The sequence below is a fragment of the Butyrivibrio sp. TB genome (genome assembly GCF_900110805.1).
Lineage (GTDB): Bacteria > Bacillota > Clostridia > Lachnospirales > Lachnospiraceae > Butyrivibrio > Butyrivibrio fibrisolvens_C.
Map to the genome: position 1 here is coordinate 1 of NZ_FOER01000032.1, position 23,062 is coordinate 23,062.

Here is a 23,062-nt window from a genome sequence, read left to right on the forward strand (position 1 = left end):
TCTGATGCTGTTGGGTGATTAATCTCCGTATCATTTATGGCTTTTTTATCTGCCTTCTCTTCTTCTACGACAACCTTATTGCTAAGAAGAAGCGTTTCGTCTTCGGCCTGGTAAGATGTATACTCATGCATCTCGCCTGACATACCACTAATTGCTGCAAGAATCAGAAAAAGGATAAGTATAACTCCAACAATTGCAAGAATAGGACCTGCTATTCCAAGAAGCGCTGCTTTAGTACCTTTACTTCCTATGGCTTCCTTAATCTTTGCTGTAGTTCCAGAAAGCTTGTCATTCTTGAAAAGGACTTTATTTTTTCTTTTTTTTAGGTTCTTTTTTTGAATACTGTGCTTTTCTTCCTTTGTCAGTTGCTTTTCTTCATACTGCTTTACCTGCCTTTTGGATTTTCTGTCTTCATGCTTTGATCTGCGTTCTTCCTTAGAATGAGCCTCCTTGCCTCTTTTTGAGGTCTGCTTACTTTCTTTTTTGTGTTCGCGGTGGCTCTTAAGCTCATAATCGATGTCTTTTACTGCATCGTGTGTTCTCCTGCTTGCCCAAGTGATGGTTCCTTCTACATGATCTTGAAAATTTTCTTCTATCCCAGTACCCTGTCCGTTACCATCTCCATAGTTTGTCGCTTGCTCAAGACTTTCTAGATGCTCAAGTTTTTTCCTCTTCTTAGCTTGATTCTTTTCAAAATCATTGCTATTTTTAGTCTTTGCTATAAAGCGCTCTTCTTTCTTGACAGCACTGTTATAGCGCTTCATTCTTTCTTTTGACTTATCTAGTGTTTTCCTTTCAGTATCTGTCAGAGGTTGCCTCTTTTTTAACTTTTCTCCAAGCTTTGTATCGTTTAGAGCTTCTTTCGTCTCTCTTATAGATGCTTTAATCCTTTTGGATGCTTTTTTGTTGTTTTCATGCTTGTCTGCAAGATAAAGACCTGTAGCTTTTATGCGTTCGTATTTTTCAAGATTTTCAAGAAGCTTGTCCTTTACCTCTAAGGAACTCTCTTCTACGCCTGTTCCGTTATTGTTTGAGCCAACTTTTGCTCCATCAACTTCCGAGATCTCTTTAGTTGCTACATTTCCTACAACTTCGCCTGAGAGCTTCATCATCTTTATGGCCTTGCTCTTGTTAGACTCACTCTTGTATTCATTTTCCAATTTTTATCCTCCATCTTCACTTCTACTCATAATGAGCAGAAGTGATTTTAGGATGCTGTCTCCTTTGAAGCGGACTCTATATTTGCCTTTTTAACGGACTTTTTCTTCTTTTTGGCAATTTCTACCAGATCGTCCTTTTTAGATGTACACAGCTCATAAATATGAGTGTTTTTGGGTATCTTGTTATAAAAAGGTATTATTGTTCCTCCAAAATATAGGAGTCCTCTTCCAGGTGGCGTGTTAGTAACATATTTAAGCTGAGCAGGACTTATCGTTAAGACATGTGCAAGAAGTTTCTTATCATCACCCTTTAATCTGAACATCTTTACATAGTCTGTATTTTTAAATATTGACTCTGCCTGACTTGATATCATCAGATCATAGGGATTCTGCGTCATTCCTATTGGATATGCCCCATATTTTCTGAACCTTTTATATATCTCAACTGTATATGCTGCTGTCTGAGGATTATTCAGCTGCAGGTGGAACTCATCCATATAGTATTTGATCTTATAGTCCTCTTCATCGTTATCCCTGTGTTCAGTAACTTTGTTCCATACCTGGTCCTGTACAGTCATCATTGCAAAAGGCTTAAGCTGCTGTCCCACATCCCTAACATCAAAGCATATGAGCCTGTTACTAAGATCAACATTGGTTCTGTGATTAAACAGATTACTAGACCCATGGACAAATCTGTCCATCTTCACGGCCAGAGCATCTGCATCTTCTCTTCCAAGTGACTTGATTTCGTTGTACAGATCTTCCAGTGTCGGCATATCCTCTGGTCTCATCCTTGAATCAAAGTAACGTTCATATATGGCTGATAAAGCTACATCGATAATCGACATTTCAATTGGTTCAAGGCCAAATTTTCCACCTATAATCAGCTCCATAAGCGAAAGAACAAAGTCTATCTTCATCTTCGCAGCCGCCCTGTCATCTCCATATCGCAGGTTTATGTCAAGTGGATTTATATGGTCCTTAGATGTAGGTGAAAGCACAATCATCTGACCGCCAAGAGCTTCTACTAATGCTCTGTACTCAGACTCTGGATCCAGGATTATTACATGGTCATCTGTTGATATCATCGTGTTTATTATCTTTAGCTTTGATTCCATGGTCTTACCAAATCCTGGGATTCCAAATATCAGCGAGTTCTGATTCCCGAGCTCTTCCATGTCTGCCATAATAGGGTTATTTGACAACGCATTTATACCTTCATACAGCTGACCGCCTGTCTGGTGGAAAAGCTCCACTGTCGTAAAAGGGACGAACCCGGCCACCGCCCGGGTAGTTAGTTCTACATCAACTTTCATGTCGTCCGGAAGATATCCAAGCGGCAGTGTTGCCATGAATCCTTTCTCCTGGCGATAGTCCAGGCATTTTATTGCGCAGCCTTTCTGCTGTGCAATTGCTGTTATCTGTTCAATAGCACTCTTAAGAGCTTTTTCATTTTCCTCGATGCAGGTGAGAACTATAGAAACGTTATAAAATCTGTCCTCTCCTGACTGTACGTCTTGAAGTGTCTCTTCCACGTTCTTACTCATGCTCTTTAGATCAGCTGGCATTATATCCATGTCATACCCGCTCTGGGATGCTTTTTTCTGCTCGTCTATTTTGTTCTTTTCAAGATCAGATAGTGCGCCTTTTAATAGCTTTACTGCTTTATCCTGGTCAAGGCTCTGGGCAAATATCGATACCATGACCGTATGATCTACTGACAAGATTCTGTTCATCAGCTTCTCGTCCAGCTTTTCAGTCTGAATCTGGAGGAACATACTTCTTGCATAATGGCTTCCAAGTTTGAAGAAATACCCATTCCTAAAATCCATTGACGAAGGGCTTATATAATCTTTTGCTGTAAGTCCGGTTCTTACCGTCAGGTCAAAGTTAAACAGAAACTGTGAGAAATCATCAGGATTAAGCAGTGATCTGAGTACGCTAAGCCACTCATAGCCTGTAAGTGCATGTGTCTTTACTCCTATTCCCTCAAGAAGTTCCTTTATCTCTTCTTCTATTCTTGAAAACTTGGGTTTTACTGCTCTTACATTCTTTCCTTCAAGGCCTACTACAATGAACTTTGGACGAATATAGCCGTTATTGCCTTTATTCATCAGATTACTAAGAAGTTCATTAAACTCTGTTCTGATCTCCTGCATATTATCTGCACGGTCTTTTACATGAATTGCTGCCATCTGTGCAACCCTGTCTGCTCTCATCGTTGCGCAGAATATCTGCAAGTGAACTTCGGGTTCAAAATAGTTATAAAAATCACACCATCCTTCAAAAAGTTCATCTCTTTCATCATCAGATGCCAGATCATAATTGATATCTGTAAAAGATATCATTTTGCACCAGTAATGATCATTTATCCTGCAGGTACCATCTTCTTCCATCAGTTCAAAAGGAATGGTCTCCTGTACGCCCTGGTATTTTTCCTTCTTTAGTGCTTTCTTCCGCTCTCTGACTATCTTTGTCTTCTGCTCTGCAGAAAGGATATTTCCATAATTTGCTCTGTCCTTGATCCTGTATCTTGCATTTACAGGAGCATGCTTTTTCAGATATCCCCTTGCAGCTTTAAGAGTTGTTTTTTCTAAAGAATCCTGAGCATTTCTTGCTGAAGCTTTCACATCGTTTAATGTTCTGCTCTCAGCTGCCATATCAGAAAAGGTCTTTTTACTATCCCTTGCCCTTTTATCAAACAGCTCATCTGCTTCTTCATTCTTTTTTCCTGCTAATTCTTTTGCACGTCTCTCTTCTGCAAGTTTCTTCTCAGCCTTGTCATTTTCGAGCTGATTCTTTGCTCTTTTAAAAAGCTTATTTCCCGACTCTTTCAAGCTCTTTTTTTCTTTCTCCGAGCCATGATTTTTTTTCTTCAAGAACATCTACTTCAAGAACCTCCTTTTCATAGATTTTTTTGTGCATATATCTGTACATATTCTGTGTTTTAAATACTCTGACTCCCGGTCTCTTAAATTTGACGTTTATATAGTCTTTTAATATGTCTTCAACGTATCTGTTGTCCTTTTCAAAAAGCCCGCAGAATACGATTGGAAGCATAAGTGCAATAAGAACAAATATTGCATTCGAAGCACCTATTGTTGGCTTTGAAATGAAATATCCACATAATCCAAGCCCAATACCAATCGACATCGTGTATGTCTGCCTCTTGTTTAACGGTCCTACAAATTTAGGTTTGACGCGCTTGATATCCCTTGGAACCCTTACGAATCCCATACGGTCCTCCTCTCATACTTCTGCTCATAGTGAGTAGAAGTTTTTAATGTGCATCTATGATTGCAAAGGCAATCTTCTTACTGTTCCAGATAACTATGGTCATTGCAATTCCATAAAGGATAAGATTTTCAAGCCCTTTGATAACATTTGAACCTGAAGAGATTACTACTGTGGATCCAACCATTACTGCATACATTCCAAGAGCTACCATTATGAAGAATGACTGCATGCCTATTCCGGCAAGCCCCTTGGTATAATTCTCTCCAATTGACTTCCAGTCTCTGTTTCCAAAAGATGCTGCAGGGATTGAAGCACAGGATACATAAATAGCAATTTCAAAAAGTCTTACGATGATTACTACTTGGCACAAAACACCTGAAATAAGCGTTATCAGCCAGTCTATAAAGGCAATCAGCATTATCTTTAGAAGCTGACCCACATCATACGTGGCTACCAGCCACTCCTTTATCTCGTTTTCTGTGGGTGCTGATACAGATGGATTGACTATCTTTGACCCAATGACTGTATTCGCCTTGGTCGCTATCCATCCTCCGGTTTCAAAAAATGCATTGGCTATCTCCCAGCTGTGTTTACACAGCATTACTAGCACCGCAGTTTTGAATATCCATTTAAACAGCACCCATGTTCCCACCTCGTTACCATGATTTTTTTCAGTGATCATTGTTATGAGTTCATAAGTCATGATGTATGTCAGCATGACAGCGGCTATTGGCATGGCAACGTTCTCATTTATGTTTTTCATAAGATTCATGATTCCGGAGTCCGGTGTCATTCCAAGTTTTGCGCTGGTATTGCTAACGACTGCATTACTATTTTCAATAAGTTCAGAAAGCATTGATGCAGCAGCACCGCCTAATATATTGCTGATACCATCGTTTATGGCATCCGTAACCCAGCTCAATAATCCCACCTCCTTCCTTGCCAATTCGGTGTTAGACATAAAATTGGCTCTTTATAGTGTTCACTTCTGCTCATAATGAGTAGAAGTGACGCTCTTACATCTGATTCTTTAATGTAGACAGCGAAGTCATTACATCCTGGAATGTATATCCAAAAATATCACTGCCTGCCACAAAGTTGATTCCATTCTTTATTCCTGTAAACTCTTCAAGACTTGTATGCAGATCATTGTTATAGAAATAAAGTGCTGCGTAATATGTGTTGGGATCTGATGCCTTACCTTCTTTTGGAATAAGATAGGCATAATACACTGTGCAGTTCTTATCTGTGTATCCTGAAAGCATGAGAGTGAGATAGTAGTTGTCATTCTCAAAAAATTTATTGCTTCCATTTATCCCCTTTTCCATAACCTCAGCTATTGCTTCTTCCGGAGTAGAAGGGTATCCATAAGTGGCTGTGAAATTCTTATCTACGCCCACTGTTCCGGTAATTGTGCTGCCATCATTGGAAAGATGGTAATATGCCGAACCATCATCATCTGTTTGCAGTTCGGAAGCCTTTTCAGCATCTTTGTTATATTCATAAGGCATACGATCAAGCATCAAAGTTGCATTGAATGTCTCCTCAGTACTTGGCTCTTCCTCGGGTCTTTGTGACTCTGGAATGTAATGGTATGAAATTCTGTCTGTTGTGTTGAAATCAATTGATCCGTCCGTATTATATGTACCGGTTCCGTGTATGACACTGATATCGATTTTGAAAGCTCCGTCTTTTCCTATGCTGTAAGTTCCCTTACCGCTGTAGTACGTATCCACTGTCCCGTCTCTGGCAAATTCCAATACGTATGCATTGGAATCTTTTTTAGGGCAATAATATCTGCCTTCAATAGTTTTTCCATTTGAAGATGAGCAGCCACTCATAATAGCTATTGAGAAAATCAGCAGAAGAGTAGCAGCCACCTTTTTTCTTCTAAGTAACATTGTTTCTCCTTCTTTTGCATAAGTTTTTCGCTCCTGACAAAAGAGGGCTTCCTTTTTCAAAATCGGTAATCTGTGATAGAATATAGAAGCCCTGTATATGCAGGACAAAAGGACATAGTTAGCCCGTAAGGGTATTATTTGTCCGTAAATGGGAGAGCAGTACCAACCGGAACTTTGGTAGGGGATGGTGGTACTGCTCAACTTCTGCTCATAATGAGTAGAAGTTTTTTCTTTCTGTTAGATTTGTATGTTATTCAAAAGGTACTCCTTCCATGGAGCTATCAAATTCATACTCAGGTATATTGTCATTACAAGAGCTGTTCAGAGAGTCGATGGCATCATTGATTTTTCTCTCATTTGCTTCGGCAGTCTGAATCAACTCCTTATTCTTTCTTGAAGTATAATTCTGATTATGGCTCACATATACGCATAATCCATATCTCGCATTCCCATCCTTATCCATGTAAGAAGAGGAGTGAAGATTGCCCTCAACTGCTATAAGATCTCCCTTATCCATATACTTTGATGCATAAACTGCATCATTTCCGAATGCGGTACATGATATAAAATCCGCCTCTTCCCTTTTTCCATTTCTCTGTGCCGCTATGGTATATTTGGCAATTCGAACTGTCTTATCCTCAGATTCATATTCCTTGTAAACTGGCTTCTTTACAAGATTTCCAATAATTTCTACTGAATTCATTTCTTACCTCCGCATTAAAACAATCCAATAAACCAGTTAAAAACTGATACAAGTAAATCCCAAACTTTTAAATATAGATGTGGATCTATCACTTCGCATCCCTCCCTTCAGATGAGTTTTATCTCACTTCTTCTCATTATGAGTAGAAGAATTTATATGTCATCCAGGGCATAAAAATAGCCCTGCATTACACCAACAAAAGGTATAGTTGTCCCTTATTGTGGGACCATATCCGCAAATAGAAGAGTAGTTCAACCGGATCTTTGGTAGGGGATGGTATTACTACTCAAAAACATATATTTTAGCTTCTACTCATAATGAGCAGAAGACGTAAACAAATGCTTCTAATTTTCCAAAAGCATAGCTTCTAACGCATCATAATCGTATTCATTCTGCATGAACTGGTTGAAACTGTTGCCTTTAGAATTTTGTTTCCTCGATATCTCATATATATCCATTGTATTAGCTTGCAACAAGCACTGTAGAATATACTTGGTAGGACTCTTTATAGCTTTTCCGCTCTGGTCTATGCACTTTATGATATATTCAATATGTTCATATCCAAGCTGATCAAAAGCTTCTTCAATCTCGTTATAGCAGTAGGTACATCCCGAGATCTTGATAGCCGGAATTTCTCTATGAGCAAGAGTATCTGTCATGGTTCTGAAAATAGCATCTATAAGCTTCTTTTTTTCAGGATAGCTTTCTAAAAGCCTGTCATATTCGAGTTTTTCACTCAATTTCTCTCTTATTTCGTTTTTTCTGTCCATCATATCTATCACATCAATAGGATCAGTGTGAGGGTCAGAGGTGCTTTTCTCATCACTGCGCTGATTGATTGATTTAAATATATTTATATCAGTCTCTTGCTTATTAGTTTTTAATTGTGCCTGATTTTCCGTATCGGGATTTACCGTATCCGGATTTTCCGTATACTGTTTTTCGGTATGTGGAAGACATTCAGTGTTCATGCTACTTTCATCCGCGTACTGAATCTTGGTACGTGGTTTCTTACCTGTCTTTTGAGGTCTTTTTCCAGAGTTATCATCATGATAGATCTGAGACTCATCATAGATGTGATATTTAAACTGAAACCTTCCGTCTTTACTCCTATATCGCTCTCGTTTAACGTAACCATGCTCTTCAAGTTCATTAACAACCCTATTTATCTTATCTCTGCAGTGTGGAAGTATCATTGAAAGCCCTGCAACTGAATATTGCCAATCATCCTTTAGTGAAAACATTGTGACCAAAAGTCCCCTTGCTTCAAGAGAAAGTGTGCAGTCCTCAAGGCAATGATTAGTTACTGTAGTAAAAGTATTGCAGTGGAATACAAAAGACTGTTCCTCTGCTTCATTTTGTACTGTTATCTGAGACATTTTTCTTTTCCCCTTTTACGAAAAAAAGAAGCTCTACCAATAGTGGCAAAGCTTCTTCATCATCAGTTATTCAATTACTTTTTGTAATATCCTTTTTCCTTACTCCATTTTGTTAAGAGTTCTTCTATAGTACTTTTTATCTTTTCATCATCGAAGTCATCTGGGAAATACCTTGATACTTCCTTACTTGTCATCTTATAAGATCTATTAACATGCTTTTTACGAAACAATTTAAGAATTTCAAGCTCAAACTTTGTATCATCCTTTATAGATTTTGCAAGTTTCAGCATCTGTTCTGCCTGCGGAGCTGACGGAGATAAACTCTCATCATCCATAGTTTTTTTAACAATCTTCTGCTGATTCTTAGTCATGTAAGAAATTGAAACTCCGGATAGAAGAGAGAGCTTCTTTTCATCAACAAGTTTAAGAAGATCCTTATTCAGATAAGTAAGACGTATATAGCGGTCAACTGTAGCACCACTGTCTGTGTCAGATATCTTATCTCTTGTATCTGTGCCTACTTCATCGGGATCCGTCGCTTTTCTTCCTTGATGTGAGAGTGTTTCCTTTTTCATTCTATAAGCCCATGCTTTTTCGCTGGGGAGAATATTCTCTCTCTGAATGTTGGAATCAACCATCGCCAGAGTAGCTTCATCATCCGAATAATCTTTTACAATAGCTGGTATCTTTTCTATCCCGGCCTTTTTGGCTGCATGACAGCGTCTGTGACCTGCAATCAGCTCAAATTTGCCATCACGAGGTCTTGCAATTACCGGTACAAGCACTCCATTATCTTTTATACTTGCTACGAGTTCTGCCATTTCCTCATTATCAATTACATAAAAAGGATGATCCTTGAACTCTACGAATTTATCAACTGAAATATCCTGTACAGCATTTATATCTTTTGCATCTATCGCGCCACTTGCAACATACTGTCCAAGAACATCATTCTGCAGATCTGCAAAAGATTCTGTTGTCTGTCTTTTCAACCCCTTTTTAGCCATTTTCAAGTACCTCCCTTGCAAGTTTAGCATAGGCAAGTGCTCCATTGCTAGTAGGTGCCAGATCAAAAACGGATACTCCGTAAGAAGGAGAACTTGATATATCCTTAAGTCTTGGAATGGTCACATCATGGATCCTTATATTTGCTCCATATGCATTCTCAACATCCTGCTTTATATTCCTTGTTTCTACCTGAGTAGGTGTATCAAGAGTATAAACAATACCTTCAAAATCAAGATCCTTGTTATATGACTTTTGAGCTACCATCACAAGTTTTACAAGATCTGCAAGACCATCAAGCGAATATTTAGTAGGCTGAACAGGAATAAGAACACTGTCAGCAGCTCCAAGAGCGTTTATTGTAAGCATGCTAAGTGATGGAGGACAATCTATGAGTATATAATCATATTCATCCTTAACCTGTGAGAGTACTTTCTTAAGGACAAGTTCCTTATCTTCCTCAACACTCTGAAAAAGCGTTTCTGCTGTAACAAGAAGTTTGTTTGCAGGAAGAATATCCAGATTTACCTCATCAGTCTCATGTTTGGCGATTGTATCATGGACATCATATTCAACCTCAGCAACTTCATTCTGTAACATATGAAGAACTGTCAGAGGTCGTTTTCTTTCTATTCCAAGCCCTGATGTGAGATTTCCCTGTGGATCAAAATCCACGAGTAAAACTTTTTTCTTTTCTCTTGAAAGAGCAGCTCCAAGATCTACAGTTGTTGTAGTCTTTCCAACTCCGCCTTTCTGATTTGTAATTGCGATTACTTTTGCCATTTTAGCCTCCTTTTATTTCCCAGAATCTTCAACAAACAGACAAGACAGTACATTACCGTCTCTTTTCACCCAGTCTGTTATGTTTATGGGATTTTTTTTATATAAAAACCATGAACTGGTTTAAATATCATATGGCAGGCTGTCTCATGACCTGCCAGGAAAAAGGCAAACCGTAAGAAAAGATTTCTACGATCTGAAGCCCACCGGAGGACTCGAACCCCCTAGCCAGCTAATGGAGGCTAATCCCTTATCTGACGACAGCACCATGCGGTGAGATATCCATACATGGCAAATGGCTCCCGATAAAATCGGGAGCATGCGTATCTTTGCCATATCATATTAAATTGTACATCAAAAAGATATTAAATTGTAAAAAAAATATAAATTGGTCTTAAAAGAAATCTTCGCACTTTCCGTTGTCGCGACAACGCTTACCTCAAATGAGGCCTGCTATAACGCCCGGTATAATAAAAAATTACACCTGGGTATGAAGTTATCAATGTGCAGGTAGTACTTTTTTACTTCTTATAGTTTTACAAGTTTTCCCAAAAGCTATTTATGAATTTTTGACTTTTTATGATACTTCTTTCAATGTTGAAAAGATGTAGTAAAAAAACAGGTATTCTCTTAAACAGCTAAAGATGTATTTTACAACTTGCAATTCTAATATAAAACATTATTGTGATTATTTCAAGCATTATTTTATTTTACGATTATAAAGATTTTATTTGCATTTTATTGTTGTATACATTTATTATGTCTAAAATACAAATTAGTAATAAAAAGTGCTAATAATTTTGGAAAAATCTTAGTTTTCTGAAATGCTGATAAATCCCATTTTTCATATAGTAGCATTACGCCTGAGTTTTCTGTATGGATTAATAGACAGAATAGTATAGTCTAATTTTGCAACTTTAGCGTATGAAAAAAAGCAAAATCGCATTTCTTTACTATTTAATTTTTTTCCTATAAAATTAATCATGTAAATAAGTGATGCTTATATTAAGCATAAGAAAATGAGGACAAAACTGATGAACTCAAGTGAGAAAATCAAAATAATCAGGCAGCTAAGCAAAAAGACGCAGACAGAATTTGGAGAAAGTTTAGGTGTCAGTAAAGCAACAATTTCAAACTTGGAAACGGAAAGAGTTCCTATTCCAGGATATATTGTGCTTCTTTTAAAGCTACTTTATAACATTGATCCTGAATGGCTACAAGATGACACTCAAAGTGATTTTGAGAAAAGATTCTATGATAAAAATGTAAAAAGTAAAAGCGATATCTCCCCAGATCTTTTAAATAAGTTTAATTCCTTGCAATACCCATATAAGCAACTTATAGCCAAAGCAATAGAAGAGTGTTATGTTGTTCAGACAGAGCAAGGTGAACAGATTATGATTGAGAAAGAAAAAGAGCAATAATTGTTAAATTATAATCTGATTATTATCAAAAAAATAGATGACAATTCAAGAAAAATAATATAAAATGCAATCAATACGGAGAATGCGTACTCCCTCAGAAGAGGAAGTGCGCATTTTTTGTTTAGGGGAAATCTGTATGAGGGGATGAAAAAACTACTTTATAGGAGGGAAGCGTAAAAATGAAAAGTATGGAAGAAAGTACAAAACGGGAAGCTATTAGATTTTTCATTAATAGCAGGAAAGAGAAATTTGCAAACTGTAATGACGAACAGCTTATCGGTTTGGCCAGTTTAGTTGATTGTTATCTCTATGCCACTCCAGATAACAAAAGGATCATGGCTAATATGGCTATTTCTGCTAAACGTGAACTTTTTCCATCGAGTTCATTTACAATGCCGGAACTTAGCTTTAAGTATTAGTGGAATCATTTGCAGATTCATTGTTTACAGATCTCTTTCGCACCTGTCTGGTGCGATGATGTTGCAACTATTATTTTGTATCCCATCTATCATGGTTAAAAATAGCTTTAGGCAGTCGCAAAATGGCTGCCTAGCAACATCAAAAGACAAGAGCAAGATTCGCCTGTGTACGTACAGGCATCTTGCAAGGGAATTTGCCACTCCCTTAACTCTCGCAAAAACATATGGGGATTACGCTCCCCAAACCCGCAATTAGCTTACCTACGGTAAGCGATGAAATATCAATGAACATTGCCTGTTCAATCATCAGTTCATTAAGTGGGGGTAAATGACCAAAATGAAAAAAAATGATAGTAACCTAATCACAAAAAGAACAAGAAGATATGAAATTCGTTTATCAGAAAAAGAATGGAATCATCTTCAAGAACTTTCACATGATTTCGATATGTCCGTATCTGATTTTATCCGTTGGTCCGTATTTCAGCGCAAAGTCACAATGAGAATTTTGATAGATGATGAATCCAGCGCATTAACAAAAATCAGATATCAGCTCGACAAGATAGGTGGCAATATCAACCAAATCAGCAAAGTCCTAAACTCCGGTTTTGTTAATCCTTCCATGTTCCGGGAAGAGTTAAAATCGATGTTTGCAGAAATCCATGGTCAGATAGATTTATTAAACAGAATCCAGTCAGAAAACAATTCCAGATGGAAAACCGCAGTTTCAAAATATTCACGATATTACCAATTTGACAAAACCGCAGGAGAAAGAAAAGATGGCAACAATTAAACATCTGGCAATAAAAGGTAAGAGTTATGCATTTCCATTAAGATACCTGACCTATCAATATGATGAAAAAACAAACCAGCCTATTCTGGATGAAAATAAGCATATGGTGCTAAGGGATGAATACTTGATTGATGCAATAGGGGTCCTATCACCATCAACATTTCAGGAAGAATGTGAAAACTGGAATTCTCAGAATCATAAAAATCAAAAAGAGAGTGAAATTAAACTCCATCATTACATCATAAGCTTTGATCCTAAAGATAAAGAGCTTGGTCTCACCCTTGAAAAAGTTCAGGCTATTGGCATGGAAATCGCAAATAAGTTCTTTGTCGGTTGTCAGGCTCTTATATGCACTCATCCAGACGGACATAACAAATCCGGAAATATGCATGTACATATAGTAGTCAATTCTGTAAGGAAAGAAGCTATAAATAAGCCAGACTTCATAGAACGAGAAAGTGAATGTATTGCCGGTGCCAAAATACGTGCATCAAAGCTATCCATGAATGCAATGAAAGCTGAGATTATGGAAATATGTAAAAGAGAAAATCTTAATCAGATAGATCTCATAAATCCGCCAGAAGAAAAAATGACAGAAAGAGAATATCGGAAAACTCAGCGGGAACAGGAGAAAATCAATACAGAAAATGCAGCTCTTGAAAAGGATGGACTTGTGCCATCTAAGACCGAATTTCAAACAGAAAAAGATAAAATCCGTAAAACAATAAAAAAAGCAATTCATCAGGCAAGTGATGAACAAGAATTTAGAAAAATTCTTGAAGAAGCAGGCATAACTATTACAGAATCAAGAGGTAGATGGGGCTATAAAACTGCAGATTTAAAAAGGACCATAAGAGCAAGACAATTTGGAACCAGTTATGAGAAGGAATACATTTTAAGCAAGCTTGGAAGTATTGAGGCTATCAGATCTACAGATAACTACTACGGCAGACTTAAAAAGAAAATAGATGTCCAAAATGCTATAAGCGCAGCAGATACCATGAACTTCTTTGTTAAGAATGGTCTTTCCGGTACAGATGAGCTCCGTGAAAAGATATCTTTGGGTGAAAAAGAATACACACAGCTCCAAAGTAAGAAAGAAGAAATATGGGAAAAGCTCAACTATACTAATCGCATGATCCATAATACCGGAAGCTTTCTCGTAAATAAAAGATATTATAATGCCTGGAAACAGACACCTGCTGATCAGAAAGAAGCCTATGAAACAAAATTTGCTGCAGAGCTGACAAATTATAAAAAAGCGAATGATTCTCTCAAGGAAGATATGGAAAAATATGGCCTTAAATCAATGCCAAGACTTGATGCCCTGAAATCAGAAAAAAATATTCTGATGACAGAACTGGAAAAAATAGAATCTGCAGCTGCACAGAGTAAACAATCACTTGATGAGCTCCAGACTCTAATGGATAACTACAATACACTTCTTAATCAAAAAAATTTACAGGAAGAACAACTTAATGATAAACACATACATGAAATAAGTCGTTGATAGTAGTATTATTTGATATATAAATATATATTTTATACACCACCAAAAGGAGTTGATGTTTATTTATATATAAATACAACAATTTCTTTTAATTTATTTAACACCTTGGAAAAGCCTTTAAATAAGCCAAATTCGGGTAGAAGTTGTGGAGTTAAAGATAAAGACTTGTGGAGATATTGATAATAAGAAGGGGAGTAATTAATAACAAGTTGTAGAGGTATTAATAACTGCTTGGAAGCGCGTAGTTGTGGAGCATTTGATAAATACATGTGGAGAAAAAAATAACTACTTGTGGAGATATTAATAAAGCATTTTGAAGATGTGGAGTTTTTGATAGAAAACACATCAGCCAGGCTATATCTGTAAACATTAAGAAGCTGCTAAATACATATAGGAGCTTCTTTTTTATTAGAATCTTCTTTCTATATTCAATGATAGCATAAAAAGCAAGTTTTTATATTATACATATGAAAAGTTGTGGTGAAATAGATTAACTAAACTGGTCAAGACGTGGAGTTTTTGATAAAAAGCAGTAGAAATATAGATAAGACAAGATAGTATATTTGAAGTTGTGGAGTAAAAGATAAATTATATTAAAAAAGCTGATAAATACAGGGGATGAGCAGTATGTAATATACAAGATTTCTAGAAAGAAGTGGAGAAAATAATAATGGACTAACCTAGTCAACATGTGGAGGAATTAATAAAAGATGTGGAGATTTTGAAATATAAAAAGACTAATTTATAAAGTTGTGGTGCATTAAATAAAAAGCTTGGAGAAATTGATAAATACCTGTGGAGAATCTGATAAATCGGTGTTAAAATAATTATGTTTAGAAGTTGTGGGGTAAATGATATAAAACGTGGAGGAATTGATATATGGCAGTAAAAAATGCACCTAGAGATATCAAGGGTATGAACTATAAGAAATCCAATATCATTATTGGTGCTAAGTATAAGTCTACCATATATGAAAACAAGCTTTTAGCAGCGGCTCTTTATAGTTTGCAAAATGCTGCCACAGATAAAAATGGGGATATAGTAGCAGTCATGCCAGCTTCACAGCTAAAAGAAATCTTTGGGAAGGGCAACAGTATATATTCCCATCTTAAGCCTGTTGCTGCTAGTCTTATCGGAAGATCTATTGGTATAGAAGATGATGAGAAAAAAGAATTCCACTATATGACTATAGTTACAGATGCTGAATATAAAGATGGTGTCTGTACCATTACTTTTAATAAAAAGCTTAAAGAGAAGCTTCTTCAGATTCAGAATAAATTCACCTTGTTGTCACTTCCTGTAATGATGGATATGACATCCGTTTATTCCTTTAGACTATATGAATTATTGAAATCTGAGGCCTTTATAGGAAATCGAAGCTGTCAGATGACAATGGATGGTGGTTTTGAGTTCTATATCGGACTGTCAGAACTAAAGCTAGAGCTTGGCGTAGTTGATGCTTCTGAGAAAAAAGTTCAGGAAATCCTTAATGGTAAACAAAAGCCGGACTATGATAAAGCTGTAGAAGTTGCTACTGAAAAAAGCTATGACGAATGGCGCGATTTCAAGAAGAATGTTATGGATGTAGCTACCAAGGAAATCACGCAGAAGACCGAACTTGATCTATCATATGAGACCAAAAGAACCGGTAGAGGTGGTAAAACATCTGGCATTATTTTCCGCATCAAACGTAAAGATGTGGAGGAAAAGGTAGATGTCACTAATGAAGTTGTGGAGAAAAAAATAACTGATGATGAGAAGTATGAACTTATAGATCAAGTAAAAGACCTTATGGATGAAAAAATCTCCACAAAAGACATCATATCAATACTTGAAGCTGCGGGATATGACTATGATAAAGTTAAAAAGCAGTATGAGAATTCCAAGAGTGCTAGGAAAATCGGGAATATCGTAGGATGGATGATTGATGCAATAAAGAAAGACTATTCTGCTCCAGTAGGAAAACAGGGGAAAGGTGCTAATAAGTTCAATGATTTCCAGCAGAATGAATATGATTATGAAGAATTAGAAAAGTTATTAATTGATAATTAATTATAGTTATCATGTGTGAGTACAGATATGAAATATGACTTCATTGGCACGGAAAGATTGAATAAAAGCTGTACATGATTTTGAATTTGAGACAATAAGCTTTATGACAAGTAAGAGGATGCTTGACATAGGGCTTTTTAGTTGGTTAAAGAAGATTAAGAAATAGTGCATGTGCACTGTTTTTTTCATCCAATAAATATTGAATGCGCAAGGGGGATAGTAACCAACCAACTCATGGGTTGAGCCCTTTTTATTGGACAGGTTTAAGCGGCATAATAGTAGTGGGTGGTTGGGGGAGATGTTGCTTGCGATGCAAGTTCAAAAATCTGACAGGACACTATTAAAATCTGTCAGGAAGTAATTGAATTTAGCGAACGCGTAATTGTTGTATGACTAATTGAATATAATATGATATTCTTATTAATGGTTGATGTGCATTTATGATAAAGGTTCGGAGGAGACCAAAATGCAAATAAGTTATAAAAAATTATGGAAGCTATTGATTGATAAGGATATGTTGAAGAAAGATTTGGCTGCAAAAGCAGATATCAGTTCTACATCAATAGCAAAACTTTCCAAGAATGAAAATGTAAATACAGAAATACTAAGAAAAATATGCACAGCTTTAGAGTGTGATATTTCAGATATTTGTGAAATGATTGAAGAAAAATAAGATAGGAGAGTAAGCTCATGAAAGTAGTATCTTTTTTTAGCGGAATTGGGGGATTGGATAAAGGTTTTTCTGATGCTGGGTATGAAGTTATATGGGCAAATGATTTTGATAAATATGCGGTAGAAACATACAAAGCAAATTATGACAATACTATTGTTCTCGGGGATATCAACGCCATAGCCTTAGATGAAATACCAGATTGCGACGTAATAATCGGGGGATTCCCTTGTCAACCTTTCAGCATGATGGGAGAACAGCGAGGATTTGAAGATGCTCGTGGAACTTTATTCTTTAGAATCGCAGAGGTTATAAAAGATAAGATTGATAAAGGTCATAAACCCAAAGTTATTGTTCTTGAAAATGTAAAAGCGTTACGTACGCATGATCATGGAAGAACATTTTCTACTATAAAGAGAATTTTGGAAGAGGATCTAGGATATAAAGTCTATGATGAGATTTTAAATTCTGCTGATCACGGTGTACCGCAAACAAGAAACAGGACATATATAGTTTGCTTTGCCAATGAAGATGTTGAGTTTTCTTTCCCGGAGAAGGAAGTTCTTACTAAAACCTTACAGGATGTTTTGGAACAAGATGTGGATCCTAAGTATTTCCTTTCAGAGAAGATACTACCAACTATTCTGTCCAATGGGACAGGAGGCTATCATGCAAAGTCAGAGATAGATTTAAAAGTAGCAAGACCTTTGTGTGCAACTATGGCAAAAATGCACAGGGCATGTCAGGACAATTATGTAACGCAGAGAGGAAAGGTGAGAAGGCTTACTCCAAGAGAATGTGCACGTCTTCAAGGCTTCGATGATTCGTTTGTGATTCCTGTTTCGGATTGCCAGGCATATAAGCAATTTGGAAATGCTGTTACAGTTAATGTTTCAAAGGCAGTTGCGGAGTCGGTTAGGACAAGTCTTGAAAATGTGGGAGAGTGGGCATAAATATTATGAATTTTCAGAACGATGTTACTGAGATTGTTTCATTTATAAATAGTGGATTAGAGAATAGTGCTGACAGTTATGAAAACACTTTGAAAAAGTTTACTATAGAGACTGGAGAAAAGTATTTAGACGAAAGAGCAGCTTATATACTAGACAATATTGAATCAGATGATGAATTGAAACGGGCATTTCTTAGACTCGAGAAGTATTGTCAATGTGTGAATGAGTGTGAAAAGTGTGTTGTAAAGAAGTATTGCAATACCTTTATCAAGATGGTGAGACATGCAGCTGATTTAGATGCTTTGCAGATGGTCGATTTGTTCTGTGGAGCAGGAGGCCTTTCTCTGGGGTTCTCACAGGAAGGCTTCGTTACAGCCCTGGCAAATGATATAGAGGAGTGCTGCGTTGATACATATGCGCATAACCACCCTGAGACACCCAGAGACCATATAGTGCTTGGTGACATCAGGTTAGTAACTGATCATTTAGAAGAACTGCTGCAAGGGAAAAATGTGGATATAGTTGTTGGTGGACCACCATGTCAAGGATTTAGCATGGCAAATAGGCAGAGACTAATCGACGATCCCAGAAATCATTTATATAAAAGCTATGTCGAGATAGTTAAGCGTGTACAGCCCAAGTTCTTTGTTATGGAGAATGTTAAGGGCATGTTATCAGTTGCAAGCCAAGTAAAAGAGGATTTTAATAGCATTGGATATGAAGTTGAATATCATGTGCTTAATGCAAAAGACTTTGGAGTACCTCAGAATCGTGAAAGATTGATTTATATCGGAAATAGGATGGGCGTTGATAATGGAAAGATTTTTGATGACATTTTTGCATTATCGAACAGTATTCCGGATCATGTTCTTGGGGATGCCTTATATGGGCTTAGACCGTTAAAAGCATTAAGAATAAAAAATGCAACGGAACTTGATACTAAGGAGTCCGGTTATAAGATTGAGAAAAATCAAACGACAGATGTTAATGAATATGTTAATTACATAAATCAAGGAAGAGAGTGCGGAATCACTTTAAATCATAAAGCTCGTTATAACAATGATCGTGATATTGAAATCTTTGGAAGGATGTACCAAGGGGATAAATCCGATGATCCTAAAATTGCAGACATAATGCCATATAAAAGGCGGAATGGAATTTTTAAGGACAAGTATTTTAAACTTGAGGAGAATAAAGTTAGTAAGACGATTACAGCACATATGAAATTTGACTGTAATATGTATATTCATCCTACGCAGGCTAGAGGACTAACTCCTAGAGAAGCTGCAAGGATACAATCGTATCCGGATGATTATTATTTTAGAGGTGCGTATACAAAGACATATATGCAGATAGGTAATTCTGTACCACCATTGTTAGGAAGGGCAATCGCAAGCTGTATCAAAAAATATATATAGGGGGCATGACTAAGGATGGCTAACCTAGGTTTGAAAGTATCAGATGTCATTAGCAAATTCTATGATGTAAGAGAAGACGATAACATTAGGGGCATGTATGAGGTGAGAAAAAAAGGTGATCCTAATGGAGATTTGCTATGGTATTTTTTCTCAAGTAATAATGCAACGTATCATAGTTCGGGAGATGACTGTGTAATCAGGGATATCAATCAAAGCAATTCTAAGTATATTGATCGCCTTATTGCGGCATTTGAGAAAGCAAAAAATAAGGAAAAAAAGATTTTCTGGTTAGTCCTTGTCTATGGAGAAGGAATTGGATTGGTTCCGCAAGAGATGGAGTGGATGGCATCTATTGAAACAAAGGTGGATTTCAATTCAATAACAGCCAGCCTCAGAATGACAAAGTACCCTAAAGGAAAAGGAATTGCTGGAGGATGGGAGCCTTGTTGCAAGCGTGTAGATCAAGATAAGTATTTTAATACGACCTTTATGAGCTGTAAGGATGAAGAAGGCGAATTTACTGATGCATATATGAAAGATTACTTTGAACTGTATGATAATCGTCCTTATCGTGATCTGATTGAAGTCGAATATACTCCTGAAAATGATGACGAGGATATTTTTAAACATAACCTGTTTGGGATTCATATCACCGATAAAAATGATGCTCTTTCTGAGGATAATCCGCATGTATGTATTGGATGGTCAGACATGGGAGATATGTCTGGCATAAAAACAAGAGAAGGACTTGCTGCAGAGTTCGATAAACATTATTCGAAAAATGCTCGAGGAAAGGGGCAGGATGTTGGACAGCTTTGGAGATTCCTTAATGATGTAAAGGTCGGAGATTATATTATTTATGCAGAGAGCTCCGTCTTTCATATAGGTAGAATCGAATCAGATTACTATTATGAGGAAGTTTCTCGGGACGAACAGGATCCTGATTATACTAACAACAGAAAAGTTAAGTGGTTAAAGACAAATATTAGCAGAAAAGATATCTCAGAAAACTTCCACAAATCACTGATGACTGCTATGTCAATATTTTCTATCAATGATTATAAATCAGCAGTTTATGAATTATTACGAGGCACTTATAAGAAGGATGAATTGTTTGTAGAAGGTGAGAGGATGAAACCAAAGTATAAAACAAATGTACATGCTTCGATAGAAGATAGAAATAGAATAGTGTTTGGGGCGCCTGGAACAGGAAAGAGTTTTTTGTTAAATGAAGATAAGGATAAGCTTCTTGGTACGGATGACGACAATTATGAACGAGTTACTTTTCACCCTGACTATACCTATTCCCAGTTTGTCGGAGCATATAAGCCAATCATGGCTGCTGATGGTGAGTCTATAAAGTACTCCTTTGTCCCAGGCCCTTTTATGAGAGTATTTGTAAAAGCAATTCGAAGCGGGTTATCTGATAATCCTAAACCATTTTTACTTCTTATCGAAGAAATAAATAGAGCGAAAGTTGCAGCAGTATTTGGTGATGTATTCCAGCTTCTTGACAGGGATTCTGACGGCGTTAGCGAATATGAAATACAAACTACAGAAGACATAAGAAGATATTTGGAAAAAGAATTTGAAGGTCAATCAGTTGATTTTGACAAGATAAGAATTCCGGACAATATGTTTATTTGGGCAACCATGAATAGCGCTGATCAGGGAGTTTATCCTATGGATACAGCTTTCAAGAGAAGATGGAATTTTGAATATCTTGGAATTGATGAGAAGGAAAAAGATATAGAGAATATAGGCAAAGTTAGTATTGCCAAATATGATGAGCCTGTTGTTTGGAACAGACTTCGCAAGGCAATTAATAATAAAATGTCTAAAGACTTTAACATCAACGAAGATAAACTTATGGGGCCATTTTTCCTATCAAAGAAGGTATTGGCTTCTGATGAAAACGGAATGATCAAGGATCCTGAGAAATTCATGGATGCATTTAAGAGCAAAGTAATAATGTACCTTTATGAAGATGCTGTTAAGCAGAGCAAGAGAAAATTCTTTGATGGATGTGATAGTAGCAAATATTCATCAGTCTGCGATGCATTTGATGAGATTGGCATGAATATATTTGGTGCGAATTTCATAAGCAGCTATTATGAACAAAAAAGGGATGATGCTGAATGAGGATGATTTCCAGATTCGTCAGGGAACAGAGACGATATACAAAGGATGAATTGAAAAAGAGATTCGATTTTGACAGTGAAGAAGCGCTGGAAAGATTTATCCGTACGCTTAAGACTTTTGGTGTGCTCAAAAGTGTAAGAAATACTGATGTGCAACAGGAAATGTCTGATATTGCTGATGAAGATATTGAGATAACGGATGGTACTGAACAGAGCGGTGTTTGCTTGTATGTCTTTGTGTACGTTGGTGTAATCACATGTGGAAGAAGAGTAATAAAGGTATATCCCAAATATCTGCTATCAAAGTATTCTGAAGAAGAAAAAATAGATAAAATGCGCCGTATAGTAAAGGTTCTGGAACGGTACAGTAATTCAGAAGAACAGATAATAAACATATATAATGGGGATGGAGATAATAAAAGCTTTAATCTTCTTGCCGTTATACTCTTTCTGCTTAAAGATTATTTTGAGTATGGAGTATATACAAACAGTGAAGAAATTATTGAAGTAAATGGAGAAGGTGACATTCTATGGGGAAAAACTATAGATGAAAGCTTTGCATTGCTCTCTGAGAACAAGCCATATTACATGGAACTGTATACAAGGAAGACAGTTGATGATGACATGGATTATTTCAAGCGTTTGCACGAATATGTCATAACTGAATGTTCAAAGCAGCTTAAGGAAGCGGAACTGACAGAACTTTTTGGTCTGGAGACAGCAGAAATATCTGATGCTGAAATGGACGATTTTGGCGATAAGGAATATATTCTGGAAAAAATCTTCAAAGAGCTGAATGTTCAGTACAATACTCGGAAACAGATTCTTTTAAAAACTATATATGCGTATATATCCCAGGATAAGAAATTGTTTGATGATAATACAGGATTCAGTATGTATGGTACAACTGCATATCATGCGGTCTGGGAAAAAATGTGTGCAGAGATTTTTGATAATAAACTGAATAAGACTTTGCGTCAGTTACAGCTGACTAAAAAAAATCTCCCTACTCTACCAATGCCCAAAGTTGATTATATGGTTGATGGTAAGTTGATTGAGGTTATTGGTAAACCAATTTGGGAAAATGATGAAAAAGGAATAAGCGTTCCAGCGCAAGAGACACTCATTCCGGATCTCATTACATTTTATGAAAAAGATGGGGAAAAGCAGTTTATCATTTTTGATGCAAAGTACTATAACATCACGTTGGAAAAACGACATGGAAATGATGTGATTAAGGGTAATCCTGGAGTTGGGGATGTTACAAAGCAGTACCTGTATCATTTAGCATATAAAGAATTTTTAGATGTGTTTGGATTTACTAGGGTAAGAAACTGTTTCCTTATGCCAACAGAGGAAAATGAAATAATCAAATATGGTAAGGTAAGAATGCCAATACTGGAGCAGATTGGCTTGGAAAATATACAGATTAGACTACTTCCCGGTGATAAAGTTGCAGAGATGTATCTTGCAAATCAAAAAATGGATATAGGACTGCTTGAATTATAATTTTGTTTGGT

19 protein-coding genes are annotated in these 23,062 nt (G+C 36.7%); 10 read left to right on the forward strand and 9 right to left on the reverse strand.

What is annotated here, in order from left to right; genetic code table 11:
- The 9 genes from BMX21_RS16910 to BMX21_RS16950 all read right to left on the reverse strand — a co-directional run.
- A partial coding sequence (locus tag BMX21_RS16910) for a hypothetical protein (RefSeq protein WP_143057281.1) occupies nt 1-1,160 on the reverse strand: 1,160 nt, incomplete at its 3' end.
- 47 nt (nt 1,161-1,207) lie between these two features.
- A complete protein-coding gene (locus BMX21_RS16915; protein WP_092046136.1) occupies nt 1,208-4,045 on the reverse strand; it encodes a VirB4-like conjugal transfer ATPase, CD1110 family in 2,838 nt (945 codons plus the stop codon).
- Nucleotides 3,978-4,397, reverse strand: a complete 420-nt coding sequence (locus tag BMX21_RS16920) for a PrgI family protein (RefSeq protein ID WP_092046138.1) — start codon at nt 4,395-4,397, stop codon at nt 3,978-3,980. Before BMX21_RS16920 ends, BMX21_RS16915 begins: the two co-directional genes overlap by 68 nt.
- Before the next feature lie 43 nt (nt 4,398-4,440).
- Nucleotides 4,441-5,358 (reverse strand): VirB6/TrbL-like conjugal transfer protein, CD1112 family, encoded by a 918-nt coding sequence (locus tag BMX21_RS16925; RefSeq protein WP_143057283.1) that lies wholly within the window; start codon nt 5,356-5,358, stop codon nt 4,441-4,443.
- Between the two features lie 55 nt (nt 5,359-5,413).
- A complete protein-coding gene (locus BMX21_RS16930) occupies nt 5,414-6,298 on the reverse strand; it encodes a hypothetical protein (protein ID WP_092046147.1) in 885 nt (294 codons plus the stop codon).
- 250 nt (nt 6,299-6,548) lie between these two features.
- Nucleotides 6,549-7,001 (reverse strand): single-stranded DNA-binding protein, encoded by a 453-nt coding sequence (locus BMX21_RS16935; protein ID WP_092046149.1) that lies wholly within the window; start codon nt 6,999-7,001, stop codon nt 6,549-6,551.
- Nucleotides 7,002-7,345: 344 nt separating this feature from the next.
- A complete protein-coding gene (locus BMX21_RS16940) occupies nt 7,346-8,380 on the reverse strand; it encodes a DUF6017 domain-containing protein (protein ID WP_092046152.1) in 1,035 nt (344 codons plus the stop codon).
- Between the two features lie 74 nt (nt 8,381-8,454).
- Nucleotides 8,455-9,387: a ParB/RepB/Spo0J family partition protein gene (locus tag BMX21_RS16945; RefSeq protein ID WP_177174093.1), complete on the reverse strand. Its 933-nt coding sequence runs from the start codon at nt 9,385-9,387 to the stop codon at nt 8,455-8,457.
- Nucleotides 9,380-10,168, reverse strand: coding sequence for a ParA family protein (locus tag BMX21_RS16950; RefSeq protein ID WP_092046156.1), 789 nt, complete (start codon nt 10,166-10,168; stop codon nt 9,380-9,382). The genes BMX21_RS16945 and BMX21_RS16950 overlap by 8 nt, the downstream gene beginning before the upstream one ends.
- A 1,031-nt stretch (nt 10,169-11,199) precedes the next feature.
- On the opposite strand from BMX21_RS16950, the gene BMX21_RS16955 reads away from it, so the two are divergent.
- The 10 genes from BMX21_RS16955 (at nt 11,200) to BMX21_RS17000 (ending at nt 23,051) form a co-directional block, all read left to right on the forward strand.
- Nucleotides 11,200-11,589 (forward strand): helix-turn-helix domain-containing protein, encoded by a 390-nt coding sequence (locus BMX21_RS16955; RefSeq protein ID WP_177174094.1) that lies wholly within the window; start codon nt 11,200-11,202, stop codon nt 11,587-11,589.
- Nucleotides 11,590-11,768: 179 nt separating this feature from the next.
- Nucleotides 11,769-12,008, forward strand: a complete 240-nt coding sequence (locus BMX21_RS16960; RefSeq protein WP_092046161.1) for a hypothetical protein — start codon at nt 11,769-11,771, stop codon at nt 12,006-12,008.
- Between the two features lie 337 nt (nt 12,009-12,345).
- Complete coding sequence (locus BMX21_RS16965) at nt 12,346-12,798, forward strand: plasmid mobilization protein (RefSeq protein WP_177174095.1); 453 nt, start codon at nt 12,346-12,348, stop codon at nt 12,796-12,798.
- A complete protein-coding gene (locus BMX21_RS16970) occupies nt 12,785-14,308 on the forward strand; it encodes a relaxase/mobilization nuclease domain-containing protein (protein ID WP_092046166.1) in 1,524 nt (507 codons plus the stop codon). The genes BMX21_RS16965 and BMX21_RS16970 overlap by 14 nt, the downstream gene beginning before the upstream one ends.
- Nucleotides 14,309-15,187: 879 nt before the next feature.
- The gene (locus tag BMX21_RS16975; RefSeq protein WP_092046169.1) at nt 15,188-16,360 is read left to right on the forward strand and encodes a replication initiation protein; all 1,173 of its coding nucleotides are present in this window, start codon (nt 15,188-15,190) and stop codon (nt 16,358-16,360) included.
- A gap of 466 nt (nt 16,361-16,826) precedes the next feature.
- The gene (locus tag BMX21_RS16980; protein ID WP_092046172.1) at nt 16,827-17,033 is read left to right on the forward strand and encodes a helix-turn-helix domain-containing protein; all 207 of its coding nucleotides are present in this window, start codon (nt 16,827-16,829) and stop codon (nt 17,031-17,033) included.
- A 17-nt stretch (nt 17,034-17,050) separates the two neighbouring features.
- Nucleotides 17,051-17,983 carry a DNA cytosine methyltransferase gene (locus BMX21_RS16985; protein ID WP_092046174.1) on the forward strand — a complete coding sequence of 311 codons (933 nt, stop codon included), beginning with the start codon at nt 17,051-17,053 and terminating at the stop codon, nt 17,981-17,983.
- Between the two features lie 5 nt (nt 17,984-17,988).
- Entirely contained in the window at nt 17,989-19,401 is a 1,413-nt protein-coding gene (locus BMX21_RS16990; RefSeq protein ID WP_092046176.1) for a DNA cytosine methyltransferase, read from the forward strand.
- Nucleotides 19,402-19,416: 15 nt separating this feature from the next.
- Complete coding sequence (locus BMX21_RS16995; protein ID WP_092046178.1) at nt 19,417-21,543, forward strand: McrB family protein; 2,127 nt, start codon at nt 19,417-19,419, stop codon at nt 21,541-21,543.
- Nucleotides 21,540-23,051: an LlaJI family restriction endonuclease gene (locus tag BMX21_RS17000; protein WP_092046180.1), complete on the forward strand. Its 1,512-nt coding sequence runs from the start codon at nt 21,540-21,542 to the stop codon at nt 23,049-23,051. Before BMX21_RS16995 ends, BMX21_RS17000 begins: the two co-directional genes overlap by 4 nt.
- Nucleotides 23,052-23,062 lie beyond the last annotated feature (11 nt).